The following is a 17,720-nucleotide window of genomic DNA, read 5'->3' as shown; positions in this document are numbered from 1 at the left end:
TAGTCGATGCTCGGACATCTCGCCCTGGTCCTGCTGGCGGCGCTCGTCTGCGGCATGATCGCGCGGCGGCTGGGAATGCCGGCGATGACCGGGCAGCTGGCGGCCGGGGTCCTGCTCGGGCCGTCGCTGCTCGGCACCGTGCTCCCGGAGTCGCTCGACTTCGGTGACGGTGACGATCTCCCGCTGGTCTCGGCGGTCGGCACCCTCGGGGTGGTGTTGCTGGTCGGCCTCGCCGCGGTCGACCTCGACGGCCCCTTCCTGCGCCGACGGGTCAAGGTGGTGGCGTCGGTCGGCCTGGGATCCTTCGCGGTCCCGCTGGCCACCGGCGTCGGCGCAGGCCTGCTCATCCCGCAGGCGATGCACGGCGAGTCCACCGGCACCACGGAATTCGCGCTGCTCCTGGGCACCGCGCTGTCGGTGAGCGCGATCCCGGTGATCGCGCGCATCCTGACCGAGCTCGATCTGCTCCGCAAGGAGATCGGACAGCTCACGCTGGCCACCGGAACGCTCACCGACATCGCCGCGTGGGTCATCCTCGCCGTGGTGTCGGCCATGACGACGTCGGGCCTCGGCGGCGGCCGCCTGCCCTTGACCCTCGGCGCCCTGGTCGGGGTGCTGGTGGCCACCGCCGTCCTGCGGCGACCGGTCAGCCGCGCACTCGATCGGCTGGAGTCCTCACGACACGAGGGTCAGACCGGCGGGATCGTCGTGCTGATCCTGATCGCGTGCGCGGCGATCACCGGCGCGCTGAACCTGGAGCCGGTGCTGGGTGCATTCCTCGGTGGCGTGATGATCGGCCGCCGTGGCGACGCGGTACTGGCGCCGCTGCGCGCGGTCACCACCTGGGTGCTCGCCCCGGTCTTCCTCGCGGGTGCCGGTCTGCACCTGGACCTGCATCTGATCGCCGACCCGGTGGTGGCCGGAGTGGCGGCGGCGGTGGTGCTCGCGGCGGTGGTGAGCAAGTTCGTCGGGACCTTTGTCGGTGCCCGCGTCGCCGGGGTTCCCCGATGGGACTCGGCGGCGCTCGGTGCCGGGCTCAACGCGCGCGGGGTCGTCGAGATCGTCATCGCGACCGCCGGTCTGCACATGGGTGTCTTCAGTGCGGAGATCTATATGATCGTCGTGCTGCTCGCCGTGATCACGTCCATCATGGCGGGCCCCTGGGTGGCCTTCTGTGTCGCACGCGGGGCGCACGCCGGACCGAGGACCGACATCGACGATCCCGACGGTGCCGATCTCGACCGTGTCGATCTCGACCGTGCCGACGAGGCCCCGGTTCCGGTGGTGCGGACTACCGAAGGCTGAACGCGGAGAGGATCGCCGCGAACTTGGCCTCGGTCTCGGCGACCTCGGCGGCAGGATCGGACTGCGCGACGATCCCGCCGCCGGCCCAGGTGGTGATCTCACCGTCGGCGGCGACCTCCGCACAGCGGATCGACACCATCCACTCGCCGTCGCCGCCCGCGGACGCGGACTCCGACCAGCCGACCGCGCCGGCATAGAAGCCCCGCGACCCCTCGGTGGCGAGGATGTGGTCACGCGCGGGCACGGTGGGCGTGCCGCAGATCGCCGGTGTCGGGTGCACCGCGATCGCGAGGTCGAGAGCGGTGACCGAGGCGTCGGCCACCGTCGCACGGATGGGGGTGCCGAGATGCCACATCGACGGTGTGGACATGATCACAGGCTCGTCCGGGATGTCGAGTTCGGCACACAGCGGTGCCAGTGAACTCCGCAGCGCATCCACGACATACCGGTGCTCGTCCAGATCCTTCTTCGACACCGCAAGTGCCCGACCGCGTTCGGCGTCGACCACCGGATCCGGATGCCGTGCCGCCGAGCCCGCCAGCGGATGTGCGGTGACCAGTGAGCCGCTCTTGCGGATCAGTACCTCCGGGCTGGCCCCCACCAGATGGGCACCCCCGTGGCCGGGGGCCGGGGACAGGTCGGTGACGAACACCGAGCCCCGGGGATCGAGGGTGCGCAACCGGGCGGCGAGCTCCCACGGCGTCATCGCCGACTCGGTACGTAGCCGCAGGGCGCGGGCGAGGACCACCTTCTGCAGCTCACCGGCCGGGTCGGCCAGCCGTTCGACGGCGGCGGCGACCCGACGTCGGTGATCCTCCGGTTCGGGGTCCCGGCGCTCGATCCGCGCCGCGGGGGAGCCGCCGTCGGTGGTCGGAAGCCACGGTCCCGTGTTCTTGACCCACCGCTGCGGTGCGGTCAGTGCGACGGGGTCGCGGGGATCGAAGGGAAGGGCGCCGACGACGGCGTCGACGGAGCCGTCGCGGAGGGCGGCACAGGCATCGGCGGGGTCGTCGAAGACGGTGTGACGACCAGTGCATAGGACATGATAATCGTTGCGGCAGAAGAGGAATCCGTCCAAGTCATCTGGGGTTGTGTGGCCGGGACGTGCGGCGGGTGAGGCCGTCGCATGGGTATCGGCCGGCGCGACGATCGGAGATTTCATCTCGTGGCAGCTCCTGACGAGGACACCGGGCGCAGACGGGATCGGCGGGCGGTGTCGGGAATCCTGGTGTGGATGCCGGGTTCACTCCCAGCAACTCCTTAGGTTAGACTTACCTAGACGATGACCGGCCATCGGGCCGGGAGTTCCCACGGTGGTGAGTTCATCCCGCGAGGGCGAGCATCGCCGATCGACCCGTCGGACACAGCAGATGAATCCGGCTCCACCAGGCCGACGAACAAGCGCCGGTGTCAACGCAGAGGAGTAGCGCGTGCGCAGTGACAGTTCCACGTTGGACGTGGTGGGAATCGGATTCGGCCCATCGAATCTGGCGTTGGCCATCGCCATCGAGGAACACAACGCCACCACCACCGGTCAGCCCTTGTCGGCCCGTTTCCTGGAGCGCCGCGACCGCTTCGAGTGGCATCCGGGAATGCTGCTGCCGGGGGCGACGATGCAGGTGTCGTTCCTCAAAGACCTCGTCACCCAGCGCAACACCTCGAGCGGTTTCTCGTTCCTGAGCTACCTCGCCGACCGCGGCCGGCTCGCGGACTTCATCAACCTCGCCACCTTCTTCCCGCTGCGCTCGGAGTTCCACGACTACCTGCAGTGGGCCGCCGCCCGCGTGCAGACGCCGGTTCGGTACTCGACCGAGGTCCGTTCGGTCCGATGGAATGACGGCGCCTTCGAGATCGAGACCGGCCAGGGTGTCGAGCGAGCACGAAATGTGGTGCTCGGCGGCGGCATTCGCGGCAAACTGCCGGCCGGGGTGGTGGCCGGTCCGCGTGTCTTCCACAACCACGACCTGCTGCCCCGACTCGCAGCGCTGCCGCCCGCGACCCACCGTCGGTACGCCGTGATCGGGGCCGGACAGAGCTCCGCGGAGGTCGCCGGATACCTGCACGATCAGACCGGCGCCGAGGTCCACGCGATCTTCTCCAAGTACGGATACACCCCCGCCGACGACAGCCCCTACGCCAACCGGGTCTTCGATGCGTCGACGGTCGACGAGTACTTCGCGGCCGCACCCGAATGGCGTGAGCGGTTCCTGACCTACCACCGTAGTACCAACTACTCCGCGGTCGATCCCGATCTGATCGCCGAGCTCTACCGCCGCGAGTACACCGAACGTGTCAGCGGGGAGCGGCGACTGTTCGTCCACGGTGCCACCGAGGTGGTCGACATCGTCGAATCCGACGACACCGTCCACATCCGCGCGGTGAACCGGATGACCGGGGAGGAACTCGAATTCGATTGCGACGCCGTCGTTTTCGGAACAGGTTTCGAGCCGACGCCGGTGGCAAACCTGCTCGGCGACCTCGCCTCGCAGTGTCACGTCGATGTTCACGGCCGTCCGGTTCTCGATCGCAACTACCGGCTCGGCACCGATCCGGAGATCACCGGATCGATCTTCGTGCAGGGCAATTCCGAACACACCCACGGCCTCACCTCGACGCTGCTGTCGAATGTGGCGGTGCGCTCGGGAGAGATCGTCGACACCCTCGTCGCGGCCGGCGACCCGAACAGCGCCCTCCGATCGGTCGGAGCCGAGTTCGAGGCGTCCAAGGTGACCACGCGATAGACGTGGCCACCCCGGACGCCCCGGGGCCGGTCAACGACCGACGACCGCCGACAACGTCTCACCCAGCAGGGTGACCCGCCCGGGCACATGCCCGTTGGCGGGGGCGTTGACGGTCACGCCGTCCACCCCGGCGGCGAGCAGATCCGCGTACCGGGCGGCCACCTCGTCGGGCGATCCGACGATGGTGGACGCGCTACGCACCTGCGCGCGCGGGTTCCGTTGCAGGTACGCCTCGAACTCGCGGACGGCCTCCTCGTGCGTCGGCGCCACACATGCCGTGGTCTGCAGGCTGACGGTGATCTCCGAGCGATCACGTCCGAGTGCCTCACAGTGTCCGGCCAGGGCATCGAGCTTGCGGCCGATCTCGTCGCGGCCACAGATCAGGTTCGACTCGTCGGCATACTGCGCCACCATGCGCAGGGTCTTGCGTTCACCGCCGCCGCCGATCATCACCGGGATCCGGCCCAGCGGCGCAGGCGAATTGATCGCATCGGCGACCCGATAGCGCCTGCCGTCGACGGTGGGTCGCTCACCCCGCAGCATCGGCAGGATGATCTGCAGGGCCTCCTCCAGCTTCTCGAACCGGTCGGTGAACGTCCCGAACTCGAAGCCGAGGGCGTCGTGCTCGAGTTCGAACCACCCGGCCCCGATCCCGAGCTGGGCACGTCCGCCGGAGACCACGTCGAGTGCGGTGACCGTCTTGGCCAGCAGCGTCGGATTGCGATAGGTGTTCCCGGTCACCAACGCCGACAGCCGCACCCGCGAGGTGTGCTGGGCCAGTGCCGACAACAGCGTGTAGCACTCGATCATCGGCTCGTCGGGCTCACCGAGGATGGGCAGCTGATAGAAGTGGTCCATCACCAGGACCGTGTCGAAGCCGGCGTCCTCGGCCTCGACCGCCTGCGCGGTGACGGTGGGGAAGAGGTCGTCGGGTGCGATGTCGGGGTAGGTGAAGTTCGGGATCTGATATCCGAGGAGTGTCACCTCCTCGACGCTAGCGCGCGCCGAGGCGGCGGGCCAGCGAACCGACCGTCTCGATCAGCGCATCGAAGACCGCATCCACGTCGGTCGACGTCGCGATCGCGACATTCGGGGCACCATCCCACATCCCGCGTTCGTCGGCGACCGTCGTACCGCGGGTGAGCGTGCCGCCCAACTCCACCGCCACATGTGCCCCGACGGTCTCCACGAGCGTCGGATCGAGCGCCACCATCGCCGCGAACGGATCGTGCAGGTGCGCGATGTAGCCCTCGTCGTGGGCTTCGTGGAACTCCAGATAGAAGCGCAGCGCGTCGACGAGATGCCGGATGATCTCGTTGCTCGCCACCGATCTCAGCCCCCGCCGGTCGGACGGGTCCGGACACTCCAGCGGTGTGCTGCCGGCCGCCGCGGCCAGCCGCACGATGTGGTCGGGTGTGGTGACGATCTGCTCGGTCAGGTCGAGTGCGCACACGATCGGATTCGGGGTGCCGTCGGCGGCGAACGCGGCGAACACCTCCGCCGCGGCCTCCGGGTCCACCGCCACATTCCATTCCGAGGTCGGCGTGGTGTTGCCGTGGACGTGAAAAGCGCCGCCCATGATCACCAGGCGACGCAGACGGTAGGGCAGGGACCGATCGCGGCGTAGCGCGGTCGCCAGGGACGTCGACGGGCCCGTCACGAGTCCGACGAGTTCCCCTGGATGGGCCAGGCTCGCCTCGATCCACGCGTCGGCCGCATCGGTCTCGGCCGCCGCCATGGTGGGCGTGGGCAGCTCGGCGTAACCCACCCCGAGCGGACCGTGGGTGTCCTCGGTGGTCATCAGGTCGGCGACCAGCGGGGCATCGGCGCCGCGGTACACCGGGATGTCGGTGCGCCCGCACAGCGACAGCCACGACAGGTTGTTGGCGGTCACCACGTCCACCGGCACGTTGCCTGCCGTGGACGCCACGCCCACCAGATCCACGTCGTCGCGGCCGAGGAGATAGAGCAGGGCCACCGAGTCGTCGATACCGGTGTCGCAGTCGTAGAACAGGCGCTGTGTCACCGCACCATTGTTTCCCGGGGCCGGATCGGCCCGCACGCCGGACCGCCGCGGCGGGTGATCTCGCCGACACCGGCGCTCTCGGTGCGTCCGGCAGGGCGATCCGGGCGGAGACGGCGACCGCGGGGCGGGGGCGGTGTTCCCGGGGAGGGGTGGCGCCAACCGCATCACGAGCGAAAAGTGAAGGCCCCCAGCATTTCTGCTGGGGGCCTTCGCTGTGTCCGAGGGGGGACTTGAACCCCCACGCCCGTTAATAGGGCACTAGCACCTCAAGCTAGCGCGTCTGCCATTCCGCCACTCGGACCTGTTCAGTTCTCTTGCTCTTGCCGGCGTCTGCGTCGCTCTCTCATCGGCTGGCTCGGTAACACTAACCGAGGTTGCCCCCGTATCCCAAATCCCGTAGGAGTGAGGGGTGTCTTCTGAGCTCACGACCCCCCGCGCGGTCGACGAAGTCGTCGATCTCGTCAGCACCCTGATCCGCTTCGACACGAGCAACACCGGCGAGTTGGAGACCACCCGCGGCGAGGAGGAGTGCGCCAAATGGGTGGCCGGCCGACTCGAGGAAGTGGGTTACGTCACACAGTATGTCGAGTCCGGTCAACCCGGGCGCGGCAATGTCTTCGCGACCTTGCCCGGCGACCCGGACTCCGGCCGCGGCGCCCTGATGATCCACGGACACCTCGATGTGGTGCCCGCCGAACCCGCCGACTGGAGCGTCCACCCGTTCGCCGGGACGGTCAAGGACGGCTACATCTGGGGGCGCGGCGCCGTCGACATGAAGGACATGGTCGGAATGGCGCTGGCCCTGGCCCGTCAGTTCAGGCGCGAGGGCACCGTCCCACCCCGCGACATCGTGTTCGCCTTCCTGGCCGACGAGGAGGCCGGTGGCACGTGGGGATCGCAGTGGCTCGTGGAGAACCGACCCGATCTGTTCGAGGGCGTCACCGAGGCGGTCGGGGAGGTCGGCGGGTACTCGCTGACCGTCGACCGTCCGGACGGCACGCAACGGCGTCTGTATCTCGTCGAGACGGCCGAGAAGGGCCTCGGGTGGATGCGGCTGACCGCCGACGCCACTGCGGGCCACGGCTCGTTCCTGCACGAGGACAACGCGGTCACCGCGGTCGCCGAGGCGGTCGCCCGGATCGGCCGGCACACCTTCCCGCTCGTGATGACCGAGTCGGTGTCGGAGTTCCTGGCCGCGGTGTCGGCGGAGACCGGTCTCGACTTCGCCCCGGACGCACCGGATCTCGAGACCCGGCTGTTCAAGCTCGGCAGTCTCGCCCGGATCATCGGCGCCACCCTGCGTGACACCGCCAACCCCACCATGCTGCGCGCCGGTTACAAGGCGAATGTGATCCCGCAGAAGGCCGAGGCGGTCATCGACTGCCGCGTGCTGCCCGGCCGCCAGGCCGCGTTCGAGGCCGAGATCGACGAACTGATCGGGCCCAACGTGACCCGGGAGTGGATCACCCACCTCGACTCGTACGAGACCACCTTCGACGGCGACCTCGTCGACGCGATGAACGCGGCGATCCTCGCCAACGACCCCGACGGCAAGACCGTGCCCTACATGCTCTCGGCGGGTACCGATGCGAAGGCCTTCGCCAAGTTGGGGATTCGCTGCTTCGGGTTCGCCCCGCTGCAACTGCCGGCCGACCTCGACTTCGCCGCGCTGTTCCACGGCGTCGACGAGCGGGTGCCGGTGGACTCGGTGATCTTCGGCACCAAGGTCCTCGAGCACTTCCTGCTGCACAGCTGATCCGGCCGATCAGATGTGCGCCTCGCCTAGAGTGGGTGAGGCCGGCATGTGATGTGCGACCCATGACGTGTGCGGTGTGCGAGAAGGACCGGTCTCCGCGAAGAAAGGTGTTCGATGTCGACGTTCGACCCGTATGAGCCACTCCCGACCCTGCCGGGGTTCACGCTGACCTCCGAGAGTGTCACCGACGGCAAGCCCCTGCCGAACAATCAGGTCAGCGGTCTGATGGGGGCCGGTGGCGCCGACCTCTCACCACAGCTGTCGTGGTCCGGATTCCCTTCGGGCACCAAGAGTTTCGCGGTCACCGTCTATGACCCCGACGCCCCGACCGCCGCCGGTTTCTGGCACTGGGCGGTCGCCGACATCCCCGCGTCGGTGACCAGCCTGCCCGAAGGCGCCGGCGACGACACCGGTGGCGGACTGCCCGCCGGTGCGGTGACCCTCGCCAACGACGCGTCGCTGAAGCGGTTCGTCGGCGCCGCCCCGCCGCCCGGACACGGACCCCACCGCTACTTCGTGGTGGTGCACGCCGTCGACGTGGAGAGCCTCGGTCTGCCCGACGGCGCCACCCCGGCCTACCTCGGGTTCAACCTGTTCTCGCATGCGATCGCCCGCGCGACGATCGTCGGCACCTACGAACAGCCGTCGGAAGACATCTGACCCGCACGACACGGACAGTGATACACAGACAGGGCGGTCACCTCCTGGGGTGACCGCCCTGTCTGTGTATCTACCTGCCTGTGTCCCTGCTGGTCTGTGTCCGTCTCGGGTCGGCGGTGGTGTGCGCGGTGGTGTGCGCGGTGTCAGTCCTGTGCGCCGCTGCCGACGGCGTCGGACAGTGATGCGAACCCGGCGGCCCGGGCACGCGCGGCGACACCGGCGTTGATCTCCCGGGTCCAGACCGGGCCACCGTAGATGAACGGGGTGTAGACCTGTAGCAGGTTCGCACCGGCCCGGATGCGTTCCCATGCCTCGTCGACGGTCTCGATGCCGCCGACACTGATCAGCGTGATCTGCCCGCCCACACGGCGATACAGCCGCCGCAGTACCGCGAGGGACCGTTCGGTCAGCGGTGCGCCGGACAGTCCGCCCGCGCCCATGCCGGCGACCTCGGCGGCCGGGGTCGCCAGGCCGGCGCGCTCGATGGTGGTGTTGGTCGCGACGATTCCGGCCAGGCCGATCTCGACCGCGAGGTCGGCCACGGCGTCGACGTCCTCGTCGGCCAGATCGGGTGCGATCTTCACCAGCACCGGAACCGAGACCTCGGCGAGGACCGCGGTCAGCACCGGGCGCAGCGAGTCGACCGCCTGCAGATCACGCAGTCCGGGTGTGTTGGGGGAACTCACGTTGACCACCACGAAGTCGGCGAGCGGGCCCAGCTGCCGGGCCGAGTAGCGATAGTCGTCGACCGCCTCGTCGAGCGGCACCACCTTGGTCTTGCCGATGTTCGCGCCGATCGGGACGCGCACCGGACCCGGGCGGGTGTACCGCAGGTGCTCGGCGGCGACGTCGGCACCGGGGTTGTTGAAGCCCATCCGGTTGATCAGCGCACGGTCGGCGGGCAGCCGGAACAGTCGCGGCTGCGGGTTGCCGGGCTGTGCGCGCCCGGTGATGGTGCCGATCTCGGCGAAGCCGAAACCCAGTTGGCCCCATGCGTTCACCGCCGCCGCGGACTTGTCGAAGCCGGCGGCCAGGCCGAGGGGTGCGGGGAACTCGACACCGAAGACCTGCTGGCGCAGGATCGGGTCGTGGCGGGCGAAGAGCCTCGCCGCGAGACCACGCAGCGGCGGCACCCGCATCGCGGTACGGATCGTCGTCATCACGATCGTGTGGATGCGTTCCGGTGGGACCAGGAACATCAGGCGCAACAGCACCGGGTAGAGCAGACGGTTGAGTGTGGTCAGCACGCGCGGGCATCCTCGTCGGGGTCGTCGGGGCGGGCCGTCTGCCCGCGGGGTGGTTTACGTCGTTTCAGCAGCACCTTGCGGGTGCCGTCGGAGTACAGCCGCACCCGGGACAGTTCCCAGCCGCCGAACTCGGCCTCGAGGGCCAGACGCATCGACGCGGTCACCCGGGTGACATCCGGTGGCAGCCGGATCAGCAGGCATTCCATGTCCTCGGAGGTGACCTCCCAGCCACGCGGATAGTGGGCACCGATCCGGGCGGCGGTCCGTCCGGAACCGGCCGGGAGGCCGCCTGGGCGACGCAGCATCACGAGGTGGGTTCCGCCGCGGTCGTCGGGGTGCCGGTCGGGGTGCTCACCGCACCACCGCCGTAGGGCGGCGCGACCACCTGCAGTCCGCCGTCGCGGTGGGACAGGACATAGACCGTGCCGGAGGCGTCGTCGACGGTGATCGCGTCGGGCTGTGCGACGGCCGCGAAGCGGTGCTTCTCGACGGGTTCTCCACTGGCCAGGTCATAGGCCACCACCTCGTTGTCGCCGGTCGTCGAGACCCACAGCAGCTCGTGGGTGTCGTCGTAGTCTACGGCGTAGGGGCCGTCGGCCACCGGGTAGCGAAACCGCATCACCAGCGGCGAACCGAAGAATCCGATGATCTCGTCGTCGCGGGTGTTGGCCACCAGGATCCGGCCGTACCGGTCGACCGTGGCCGTGGTGGCGCCGTTGCCGGCGCGCAAGGCGGCACCGAATTCGCCGGTGTCGATGTTCACCGGGGTCACCGACGACTGCGCGCGGTCGAGGACGACGACCTGTTCGCCGTCGAGGTCGGCACCGGCGGGAGAGACGGTGATGGCGTCGACGCGGACGAAGCCGCCGATGTCGCGCTGCCGGTTCAGGCCGGTGTCGAAGACGATCACGTGGCCGTCGCCCGTGCCCACGAGGACGCGACCGTCTGCGGTACGGGCCAGTGCGGTGGGGTCGGCGACGTCGGTGGGAGTGGTCTGCACCGTGCCGTCGGCGGCGATGCGGACCAGGGTGTCCGGGCCCACGCCGAGGAACTCGCCGTTCCCGGTGCCGATCAGGGTGGTCAGTGCCGGGGTGGTGACGGTGGTCGGCGGGCTGGTGATAGCCGCGGTGTCGAAGCGGGTGATCTCGGTTCCCGCGGCACCGAGGACGGCCAGCGAACCGCCCGAACGGGCCATCACCGAACTGCCCGGGGATGTGGGGATGATCACACCGGCTGGGTTCGCTGCCGGTCCGGCCGGCGCGGGGACGGCCGACGCGGGGGAGACCGTCGCCACGTTCGGCGTCGACCCCGAATCCGAGCTGGATCCGCACGCGGCCGACAACGCGGCCGTGAGCAGCAGCGCGAGCGCGACACAGGCGCGGCGGGCACGCGGATTTCGGGGGAATCGGGAGCGGCCGGAATGCATAGCACCATCTTGCTTCACCCACGCTGTGGACCATCGCCGGGGTCGAGGGCGTCGCGTCGGCTCGCGCGGGGATCGCGGCCGACCCCGCGTAGCATCGGGCGCCGTGACCGACACCATGACGTGGACCCAGTCGATCGTTCTCGGTGCGATCCAGGGCCTCACCGAGTTCCTCCCGATCTCGTCGTCGGGGCACCTGCGGATCGCCTCGGAACTGATGTTCGGGCAGGACGCCGGGGCCTCGTTCACCGCGGTGACCCAGCTGGGCACCGAGGCGGCGGTGCTGGTCTTCTTCGCCCGCGACATCGTGCGGATCGTGATCGCCTGGTTCCGTGGACTCTTCGACCGGACCGAACGCGGCCTCGACTACCGGATCGGCTGGTACGTCATCCTCGCGACCATCCCGATCGGCCTGCTCGGATATCTGCTCAAGGACGAGATCCGCACCGCGGCCCGCAATCTCTGGCTGGTCGCCACCGTGCTGATCCTGTTCTCCGGGGTGTTCTGGCTGGCCGAGAAGTACGGGACCCGCCGTCGGTCGATGGATCAGCTCACCCTCCGTGACGGACTGGTGATGGGTCTGGCCCAGTGCCTGGCGCTGGTTCCCGGCGTGTCCCGCTCCGGCGCGACCGCCAGTGCGGGTCTGTTCCTCGGGCTCGAGCGTGAGGCCGCGTTCCGGTTCTCCTTCCTGCTCGCCATCCCGGCGGTCACCGCCTCGGGACTGTTCAGCATCCCGGACGCGATCAACCCGACCGGGGACGGCATGGAGTCGACCGGGGCGCAGCTGATCGTGGCGACGGTCGTCGCCTTCATCCTGGGCTATGCGTCGATCGCCTGGCTGCTGAAGTTCGTCGGCAACCACTCGATGAACTGGTTCGGCGCCTACCGCGTGATCCTCGGCCTCACCGTGATGGGACTGCTGGCCGGGGGCGTGATCAGCGCGACGTGATCGGTGTGACCCGCGCCGACACGGCCGGCCCCGTGTGCCGGATGCCGGAGAGCGGCGACGTTGCCTAGAGTTGACCCATGACCGTGATCCTGGTGCGCCACGGCCGCTCCACGGCCAACACGTCGGGGGTGCTCGCCGGGCGCAGCCCGGGCATCGCCCTCGACGACAAGGGACGTGGGCAGGCCGTCGAACTGGTCGAGCGACTCACCGGCTGTCTCCCCGACATCACCGCGGTCGCCCGCTCGCCGCTGCAACGATGCGCCGAGACCGTCGCGCCGCTGCTCGCGGCCCTGGGGGCCGACGGTCGCGAGGTGCCGGAGGTGGTCGTCGACGATCTCGCCGAGGTCGACTACGGCACCTGGACCAACCGCTCCATCCGGGAGCTGCTCGCCGAACCGCTGTGGAAGACCGTCCAGCAGCATCCGTCGGCGGCGGTGTTCCCCGAGGGTGAGGGGCTGGCCGCGGTGCAGGCACGGGCGGTGGCCGCGATCCGTGAGCTCGACGCGGTCCACGGCGGACCCGACGGTGCCGGGGTGTGGGTGGCCTGCTCCCACGGCGACGTGATCAAGTCGGTGATCGCGGATGCGATGGGGATGCATCTGGACGCGTTCCAGCGGATCGTCGTCGAGCCGGCCTCGGTGAGCATCATCCGCTACGGTGCGACCCGGCCGCACGTGCACACAGTCAACTCGACGGCCACGCTGTCGGTGCCGATCCGTCCGCCGAAGACCGACGACGCGGTGGTCGGGGGCGATCCGGGGACCGGTGACGGGCACCGGCCCGATGCGGGAGCCGGCCGATCGGGCGGGGATGCCCCGGTGCAGGCGCGCACGCCGGTCGAGGCCGGATAATGGGATACGACAGACAAGGAGGTGTGTGATGTCACGAGCGATCCATGTGTTCCGCAGTCCGGACCGATTCGTCGCCGGGACGGTGGGCCAGCCCGGCGACCGGACGTTCTACCTCCAGGCCGTGCACGAGGCACGCATCATCAGCGTCATGCTGGAGAAGCAGCAGGTCCAGATCCTCGCCGAACGGATCGGGGCGCTGCTCGAGGAGATTCACCGTCGTTTCGGTACCCCGATCCCGCCCGAGACCGACCAGATCGGTGACCTCAGTCCGCTCGTCATGCCGGTGGACGCGGAGTTCCGGGTGGGGACGATGGGACTCGGATGGGATGCCGAGTCCGAGGCCGTGGTGGTCGAACTGCTCGCGATCACCGAGGGTGAGTTCGACGAGAGTGTGGTCCTCGACGACACCGACGAGGGTCCCGACGCGGTGCGGGTGTTCCTCACCACCAACGCAGCCCGTGAGTTCGCGACCCGCTCCACCCGGGTGATCTCGGCGGGTCGTCCGCCCTGCCCGCTCTGCGGTGACCCGCTCGACGCCGACGGACACCTCTGCGTGCGGACCAACGGTTACAAGCGTGGTGCCGAACTGAGCAAGTCGCTGGACTTCATCGACCCGGACGTCTTCAACGGACTCGCCGGCGGATCCGAGATCTACGACGACCCCGAGGATCCGGACGACCCGGACGACCCCGGTCCGCGCGGCTGACATGACGATCGGAGATCGTGTGCCGCACGACCCGGACGAGAGCAGCCCGGACGCCACCGCCGACGTGGCGACGACCCTGCGTGACGGGGAGCTGGGCATCCTCGGTCGGATTCCCACGGCGAGCAATGCCACGCTGGTCTGCGAGGCCACCCTCGACGACTCGGTGGTGCGGTGCGTCTACAAGCCGGTGCGCGGTGAGGTCCCGCTCTGGGACTTCCCGGACGGCACCCTCGCCGGCCGCGAGGTGGCCTCGTTCCTCATCTCCGACGCACTCGGATGGGGAACGGTACCCACCACGGTGCTGCGAGACGGCCCCCTCGGCATCGGCATGGTGCAGCGCTGGGTCGACACCCCCGACCCGGAAGCCGAGCCGCCGCGGATCGAACTCGTCGACCTGTGCCCGCCCGAGGCCGTTCCCGACGGCTACCGCTCCATCCTGCGGGCCCTGGACGGACGGGGCGATCCGGTGGAGCTCGTCCACGCCGACGATCCACGGTTACAACGGATGGCCGTCCTGGACCTCGTCCTCAACAACGCCGACCGCAAGGGCGGGCATGTACTGGAAGGACTCGACGGCGGCGTGTACGGCGTCGACCACGGCATCTGTCTGCACGGTGACGACAAACTCCGCACGGTGCTGTGGGGCTGGGCGGGAGAACCCATCCCGGCGCACCTGATCGCCGACGTCGAGCGGCTGGCCGACGACCTCGAATCGCCATCGTCGCGGCTGCGGGCGGACCTGGCACACCACATCACCGCCGACGAGATCGACGCATTGACGATGCGCTCGATCATCGTCGCGGAGTCGTCGACGATGCCGACCCCACCGCCTCATCGTCCGATTCCCTGGCCCCCGTTCTGAGCGTGTCCCCGAGTTCTGAGCGTGTCCCCGGGTCCTGAACGGGTATCCGTACGGTTCGTGACCCCTGCCCGGCGGGTCACCTGACGGGTACCGGCCGCCCACACCATCAGCCCGATCCCCAACACGATCCCGTGCATGATCCGGACCGGAGCGGGTGCGAAGAACTGCGGGACGAACAGCAACGGGCAGAGTGCGGTCACCGATCGTCCGATGCGTGCCGTCGCGGTGCCGGCGGGGTCACGCAACAGCCGGACGGCCACCCACGCCAGCGACAGCCACCCCGCGACGAACATGATCAGCGGGACGGGGGCGTAGCGGAAGTCGGCGACCCCGGCGGGGCCGGTCTCGGGTTCGGTGGCCGTGGTGGTGAGAGCGGAACGAAGAGGTGGCATCGAAGGTCCCATCGTGACCGGTGCCCACGCTGTCAGAGGGCGTTGCTCTCGCAATGTCAAGGGTGGGATCGCGCCGTCCTCGCCGTGTGCCGAGGCGGACGTCACGGCCGGCTGCGCGGGGCCTCGTCACGTCGACCGATGCCGCGCGCCATACAGTGGTGACATGCAATCGTGGCCCGATCCCGCCCTGCCCGTCGTTCCCGGCGCGGGGCCCGCTCTCCGCCTCTACGACACCTCCGCACGGCAGGTCCGTCCGGTGGCCCCCGGGACCACCGCGACCATGTACGTGTGCGGGATCACCCCTTATGACGCAACCCATCTCGGGCACGCGGCCACCTATCTGACCTTCGACATGGTCAACCGGGTGCTGCGCGACGCCGGCCACGACGTGCACTACGTGCAGAACATCACCGACGTCGACGATCCGCTGTTCGAGCGCGCCGACCGCGACGGCGTGGACTGGCGCGAACTGGGGTCGTCCCAGATCCAGCTGTTCCGCGACGACATGACCGCGCTGCGGGTACTCCCGCCGCGGGACTACATCGGGGCGATGGAATCGGTCGGCGAGGTCGTGGAGATGGTGGAGAAGCTGCTCTCCTCCGGCTCGGCGTATGTGGTCGACGACCAGGAGTTCCCCGACGTCTACTACCGGATCGACGCCACCGAGCAGTTCGGCTACGAATCCGGCTACGACCGCACGACGATGGAGCGCTTCTTCGCCGAGCGCGGTGGCGACCCCGACCGTGCGGGCAAGCGCGACCGCCTCGACGCCCTGCTGTGGCGGGCCGAACGGCCCGGCGAACCGTCCTGGGAGGCGCCGTTCGGTGCGGGCCGACCCGGCTGGCACGTCGAGTGTTCGGCGATCGCCCTCAACCGGCTCGGCATCGAGTTCGACATCCAGGGCGGCGGCAACGACCTGATCTTCCCGCACCACGAGTTCTCCGCCGCCCACGGCGAGGCCCTCACCGGTGCACGCCGGTTTGCCCGGCACTATGTGCACACCGGCATGGTGGGACTCGACGGCGAGAAGATGTCCAAGAGTCGCGGCAACCTGGTGTTCGTGTCGCGGTTGCGTGCTCAGGGCGTCGATCCCGGGGCCATCCGGCTCGCCCTGCTCGCCGACCACTACCGCGGTGACCGCATGTGGACCGACGCCGTACTCGACGCCGGCCTGGCCCGGCTGGCGCGCTGGCGCACCGCGGTCGCCGCGCCGGCCGGACCCGACGCCGCACCGATCGTCGAGCGCGTCCGTCAGCACCTCGCCGACGACCTCGACACCCCCAAGGCCCTCGACGCCGTGGACGGGTGGTGCCGGGACGTCGAACGCGGCATCGGCGGTGACACCGACGCGCCGTCGGCCATCGCGCAGGCCGTCGACGCCCTGCTCGGTGTCGACCTCCGTGGGACCGGCACGGCCGGCTGAGCCGGTCGTCGACGGTCGACTGGGTGTTCGGTGCGTGGGCTTAGTAGAGTTTCGGCCGTGGCGCGCGTGCAGGAGATCCGCCCGGACACCGATTCCGGGGTGTGGACCGTTCAGACCCGGACATCGACATATCTGCTCGACTTCGAGGAGATGACGTTGTTGCGGGCCCCCGGTGTCGGCAGCACCGACAGCGAGGAGTGGGCGGTCAGTGCGCTCCGCCGCGACTCCGAGGACATCCCGCTGCTCGGGGTGAAGTCGTGCCGGATCGGCGAGTCCGCCCAGTTCTGGGTGCGTGCCGCCGACGACCCGGACGTGCGGACGTGGCGGATCACCACCCCGGTCGTGTCGATCGAACGGATCGGCTGACCCCGCCGGGGTGTGCGGGTCCGGGGGAGAACCCCCGGCGCCCGCCCGGACGGGGCCGTCCGGCCCGGCTTCGGTGAATACCGGGCCCGCGAGCGCTCAGCTCCCGAAGGACCCCGGACCGCGCCGCTTGAGATACCGCTCGAACTCGGCGGCCAGGGCGTCGCCGTCGATCTTGGCCATCACCTCGTCGGTGTTCGCCTCGGCGTCGCCACGTTCCTCGAGGCCGCGGACGTACTCGGCGATCTCCTCGTCGTCCTCGGTCATCTCGGTGACCGCCTGCTCCCACTCCTCGGCCTGCTCGGGCAGGCTGCCCAGCGGCACCTCGATGTCGAGGACCTCCTCGACCCGGTTGAGCAGGGCGACCGTCGCCTTGGGGTTGGGCGGGGTGGACACATAGTGGGGGACCGCGGCCCAGAACGACACCGCGGGCACACCGGCCTGGACGAACAGATCCTGCAGCACGCCGGTGATCCCGGTGGGTCCCTCGTAGCGGCTCTCCGTCAGGTTGTAGCGTTCGGCGGCGTCGCTGCTGTAGGCGCTGCCGGTGACCGGGACCGGGCGCGTGTGCGGGGTGTCGGCGAGCAGTGCGCCGAGCATCACCGTGGTCTCGACCTCGAGGCGGCGGGCCAGCTCGACGATCTCGGTACAGAACGCACGCCAGCGCATGTTGGGTTCGATACCACGCACGAGTACGATATCCCGGTCGGCCCCGACGGGGCTGCAGTAGGAAATGGACGTCGTCGGCCAGTCGATTCGCCGCGTGACACCGTCGATCTGTTTGATCGTCGGACGATTGACCTGGAAGTCGTAGTAGTCATCGGATTCGATCTCGGCGAGCGGGCGGGCGTCCCAGGTGAGTGCAAGATGTTCCACGGCACTGCTCGCGGCATCGCCGGCATCGTTCCAGCCCTCGAAGGCCGCCAGGAGGATCGGCTTGCGCAGGCGGGGAAGGTTCGACATCTGCTCAGCGTTCACCGAACCAGCCTACGACCGAACCGAACCGAGAGCGAACT

At 69.4% G+C, this 17,720-nt stretch carries 18 protein-coding genes and 1 tRNA gene; 10 read left to right on the top strand and 9 right to left on the bottom strand.

Going from position 1 to position 17,720, the window contains the following annotated elements; all coding sequences use genetic code 11:
* The first annotated feature begins 6 nt into the window (after positions 1-6).
* On the top strand, positions 7-1,305 hold the full coding sequence (locus Q9K23_RS00985; protein ID WP_082365786.1) for a cation:proton antiporter: 1,299 nt from the start codon (positions 7-9) through the stop codon (positions 1,303-1,305).
* Here the strand turns inward: Q9K23_RS00985 and Q9K23_RS00980 are convergent.
* Positions 1,292-2,467 carry a chorismate-binding protein gene (locus Q9K23_RS00980; RefSeq protein WP_053776754.1) on the bottom strand — a complete coding sequence of 392 codons (1,176 nt, stop codon included), beginning with the start codon at positions 2,465-2,467 and terminating at the stop codon, positions 1,292-1,294. The genes Q9K23_RS00985 and Q9K23_RS00980 overlap by 14 nt on opposite strands.
* Positions 2,468-2,735: 268 nt before the next feature.
* On the opposite strand from Q9K23_RS00980, the gene Q9K23_RS00975 reads away from it, so the two are divergent.
* On the top strand, positions 2,736-4,046 hold the full coding sequence (locus tag Q9K23_RS00975) for a SidA/IucD/PvdA family monooxygenase (RefSeq protein ID WP_020791644.1): 1,311 nt from the start codon (positions 2,736-2,738) through the stop codon (positions 4,044-4,046).
* 30 nt (positions 4,047-4,076) lie between these two features.
* Here the strand turns inward: Q9K23_RS00975 and Q9K23_RS00970 are convergent, their stop codons facing one another.
* The 3 genes from Q9K23_RS00970 to Q9K23_RS00960 form a co-directional block, all read right to left on the bottom strand.
* The gene (locus Q9K23_RS00970) at positions 4,077-5,030 is read right to left on the bottom strand and encodes an LLM class F420-dependent oxidoreductase (RefSeq protein ID WP_020791645.1); all 954 of its coding nucleotides are present in this window, start codon (positions 5,028-5,030) and stop codon (positions 4,077-4,079) included.
* A 10-nt stretch (positions 5,031-5,040) separates the two neighbouring features.
* The gene (locus Q9K23_RS00965; protein WP_053776823.1) at positions 5,041-6,072 is read right to left on the bottom strand and encodes a nucleoside hydrolase; all 1,032 of its coding nucleotides are present in this window, start codon (positions 6,070-6,072) and stop codon (positions 5,041-5,043) included.
* Between the two features lie 215 nt (positions 6,073-6,287).
* Positions 6,288-6,373: transfer RNA gene (locus tag Q9K23_RS00960), tRNA-Leu, on the bottom strand.
* A gap of 108 nt (positions 6,374-6,481) precedes the next feature.
* On the opposite strand from Q9K23_RS00960, the gene Q9K23_RS00955 reads away from it, so the two are divergent.
* Both Q9K23_RS00955 and Q9K23_RS00950 read left to right on the top strand, forming a co-directional pair.
* The gene (locus Q9K23_RS00955; RefSeq protein WP_020792303.1) at positions 6,482-7,828 is read left to right on the top strand and encodes a M20/M25/M40 family metallo-hydrolase; all 1,347 of its coding nucleotides are present in this window, start codon (positions 6,482-6,484) and stop codon (positions 7,826-7,828) included.
* Positions 7,829-7,942: 114 nt separating this feature from the next.
* Positions 7,943-8,488: a YbhB/YbcL family Raf kinase inhibitor-like protein gene (locus Q9K23_RS00950; protein ID WP_053776755.1), complete on the top strand. Its 546-nt coding sequence runs from the start codon at positions 7,943-7,945 to the stop codon at positions 8,486-8,488.
* 143 nt (positions 8,489-8,631) lie between these two features.
* Here the strand turns inward: Q9K23_RS00950 and Q9K23_RS00945 are convergent, their stop codons facing one another.
* From Q9K23_RS00945 to Q9K23_RS00935, 3 genes are read right to left on the bottom strand one after another with little or no spacing between them, the layout of a single operon-like run.
* The gene (locus tag Q9K23_RS00945) at positions 8,632-9,735 is read right to left on the bottom strand and encodes a quinone-dependent dihydroorotate dehydrogenase (RefSeq protein ID WP_053776756.1); all 1,104 of its coding nucleotides are present in this window, start codon (positions 9,733-9,735) and stop codon (positions 8,632-8,634) included.
* Positions 9,729-10,040, bottom strand: coding sequence for a DUF5703 family protein (locus Q9K23_RS00940; protein ID WP_053776757.1), 312 nt, complete (start codon positions 10,038-10,040; stop codon positions 9,729-9,731). Before Q9K23_RS00940 ends, Q9K23_RS00945 begins: the two co-directional genes overlap by 7 nt.
* Complete coding sequence (locus Q9K23_RS00935; RefSeq protein WP_261977787.1) at positions 10,040-11,161, bottom strand: hypothetical protein; 1,122 nt, start codon at positions 11,159-11,161, stop codon at positions 10,040-10,042. The genes Q9K23_RS00940 and Q9K23_RS00935 overlap by 1 nt, the downstream gene beginning before the upstream one ends.
* Before the next feature lie 103 nt (positions 11,162-11,264).
* On the opposite strand from Q9K23_RS00935, the gene Q9K23_RS00930 reads away from it, so the two are divergent.
* The 4 genes from Q9K23_RS00930 (at position 11,265) to Q9K23_RS00915 (ending at position 14,526) form a co-directional block, all read left to right on the top strand.
* Complete coding sequence (locus tag Q9K23_RS00930; RefSeq protein WP_020793013.1) at positions 11,265-12,107, top strand: undecaprenyl-diphosphate phosphatase; 843 nt, start codon at positions 11,265-11,267, stop codon at positions 12,105-12,107.
* Between the two features lie 77 nt (positions 12,108-12,184).
* Complete coding sequence (locus tag Q9K23_RS00925; protein WP_053776759.1) at positions 12,185-12,958, top strand: MSMEG_4193 family putative phosphomutase; 774 nt, start codon at positions 12,185-12,187, stop codon at positions 12,956-12,958.
* A 28-nt stretch (positions 12,959-12,986) separates the two neighbouring features.
* Positions 12,987-13,664 (top strand): DUF3090 domain-containing protein, encoded by a 678-nt coding sequence (locus tag Q9K23_RS00920; protein WP_053776760.1) that lies wholly within the window; start codon positions 12,987-12,989, stop codon positions 13,662-13,664.
* Position 13,665: 1 nt separating this feature from the next.
* Complete coding sequence (locus tag Q9K23_RS00915) at positions 13,666-14,526, top strand: SCO1664 family protein (RefSeq protein WP_020791345.1); 861 nt, start codon at positions 13,666-13,668, stop codon at positions 14,524-14,526.
* Here Q9K23_RS00915 and Q9K23_RS00910 read toward each other — a convergent pair.
* Positions 14,496-14,918 (bottom strand): hypothetical protein, encoded by a 423-nt coding sequence (locus Q9K23_RS00910; protein WP_053776761.1) that lies wholly within the window; start codon positions 14,916-14,918, stop codon positions 14,496-14,498. The two genes, Q9K23_RS00915 and Q9K23_RS00910, sit on opposite strands and share 31 nt — an antisense overlap.
* A 163-nt stretch (positions 14,919-15,081) precedes the next feature.
* Here Q9K23_RS00910 and mshC point away from each other — a divergent pair, with 163 nt between their 5' ends.
* Positions 15,082-16,341 (top strand): cysteine--1-D-myo-inosityl 2-amino-2-deoxy-alpha-D-glucopyranoside ligase, encoded by a 1,260-nt coding sequence (gene mshC / locus Q9K23_RS00905; RefSeq protein ID WP_305950344.1) that lies wholly within the window; start codon positions 15,082-15,084, stop codon positions 16,339-16,341.
* 57 nt (positions 16,342-16,398) lie between these two features.
* Positions 16,399-16,707 carry a hypothetical protein gene (locus tag Q9K23_RS00900; RefSeq protein WP_053776762.1) on the top strand — a complete coding sequence of 103 codons (309 nt, stop codon included), beginning with the start codon at positions 16,399-16,401 and terminating at the stop codon, positions 16,705-16,707.
* Positions 16,708-16,803: 96 nt separating this feature from the next.
* Here Q9K23_RS00900 and Q9K23_RS00895 read toward each other — a convergent pair whose 3' ends face one another.
* Positions 16,804-17,682 carry a PAC2 family protein gene (locus Q9K23_RS00895; RefSeq protein WP_020790530.1) on the bottom strand — a complete coding sequence of 293 codons (879 nt, stop codon included), beginning with the start codon at positions 17,680-17,682 and terminating at the stop codon, positions 16,804-16,806.
* Positions 17,683-17,720 lie beyond the last annotated feature (38 nt).

This window comes from Gordonia sp. NB41Y, from assembly GCF_030718915.1.
GTDB classification, from domain to species: domain Bacteria; phylum Actinomycetota; class Actinomycetes; order Mycobacteriales; family Mycobacteriaceae; genus Gordonia; species Gordonia desulfuricans.
This window is presented reverse-complemented; position numbering and strand designations above follow the sequence as displayed.

Bases quoted from the DNA above. Each gene is read 5' to 3' on its own strand.
- Q9K23_RS00985 (WP_082365786.1), top strand. From the start codon at position 7: ATGCTCGGACATCTCGCCCTGGTCCTGCTGGCGGCGCTCGTCTGCGGC.
- Q9K23_RS00925 (WP_053776759.1), top strand. From the start codon at position 12,185: ATGACCGTGATCCTGGTGCGCCACGGCCGCTCCACGGCCAACACGTCG.
- Q9K23_RS00920 (WP_053776760.1), top strand. From the start codon at position 12,987: ATGTCACGAGCGATCCATGTGTTCCGCAGTCCGGACCGATTCGTCGCC.
- Q9K23_RS00940 (WP_053776757.1), bottom strand. From the start codon at position 10,040: ATGCTGCGTCGCCCAGGCGGCCTCCCGGCCGGTTCCGGACGGACCGCC.
- Q9K23_RS00935 (WP_261977787.1), bottom strand. From the start codon at position 11,161: ATGCATTCCGGCCGCTCCCGATTCCCCCGAAATCCGCGTGCCCGCCGC.
- Q9K23_RS00915 (WP_020791345.1), top strand. From the start codon at position 13,666: ATGACGATCGGAGATCGTGTGCCGCACGACCCGGACGAGAGCAGCCCG.
- Q9K23_RS00980 (WP_053776754.1), bottom strand. From the start codon at position 2,467: ATGAAATCTCCGATCGTCGCGCCGGCCGATACCCATGCGACGGCCTCA.
- Q9K23_RS00950 (WP_053776755.1), top strand. From the start codon at position 7,943: ATGTCGACGTTCGACCCGTATGAGCCACTCCCGACCCTGCCGGGGTTC.
- Q9K23_RS00910 (WP_053776761.1), bottom strand. From the start codon at position 14,918: ATGCCACCTCTTCGTTCCGCTCTCACCACCACGGCCACCGAACCCGAG.
- mshC (WP_305950344.1), top strand. From the start codon at position 15,082: ATGCAATCGTGGCCCGATCCCGCCCTGCCCGTCGTTCCCGGCGCGGGG.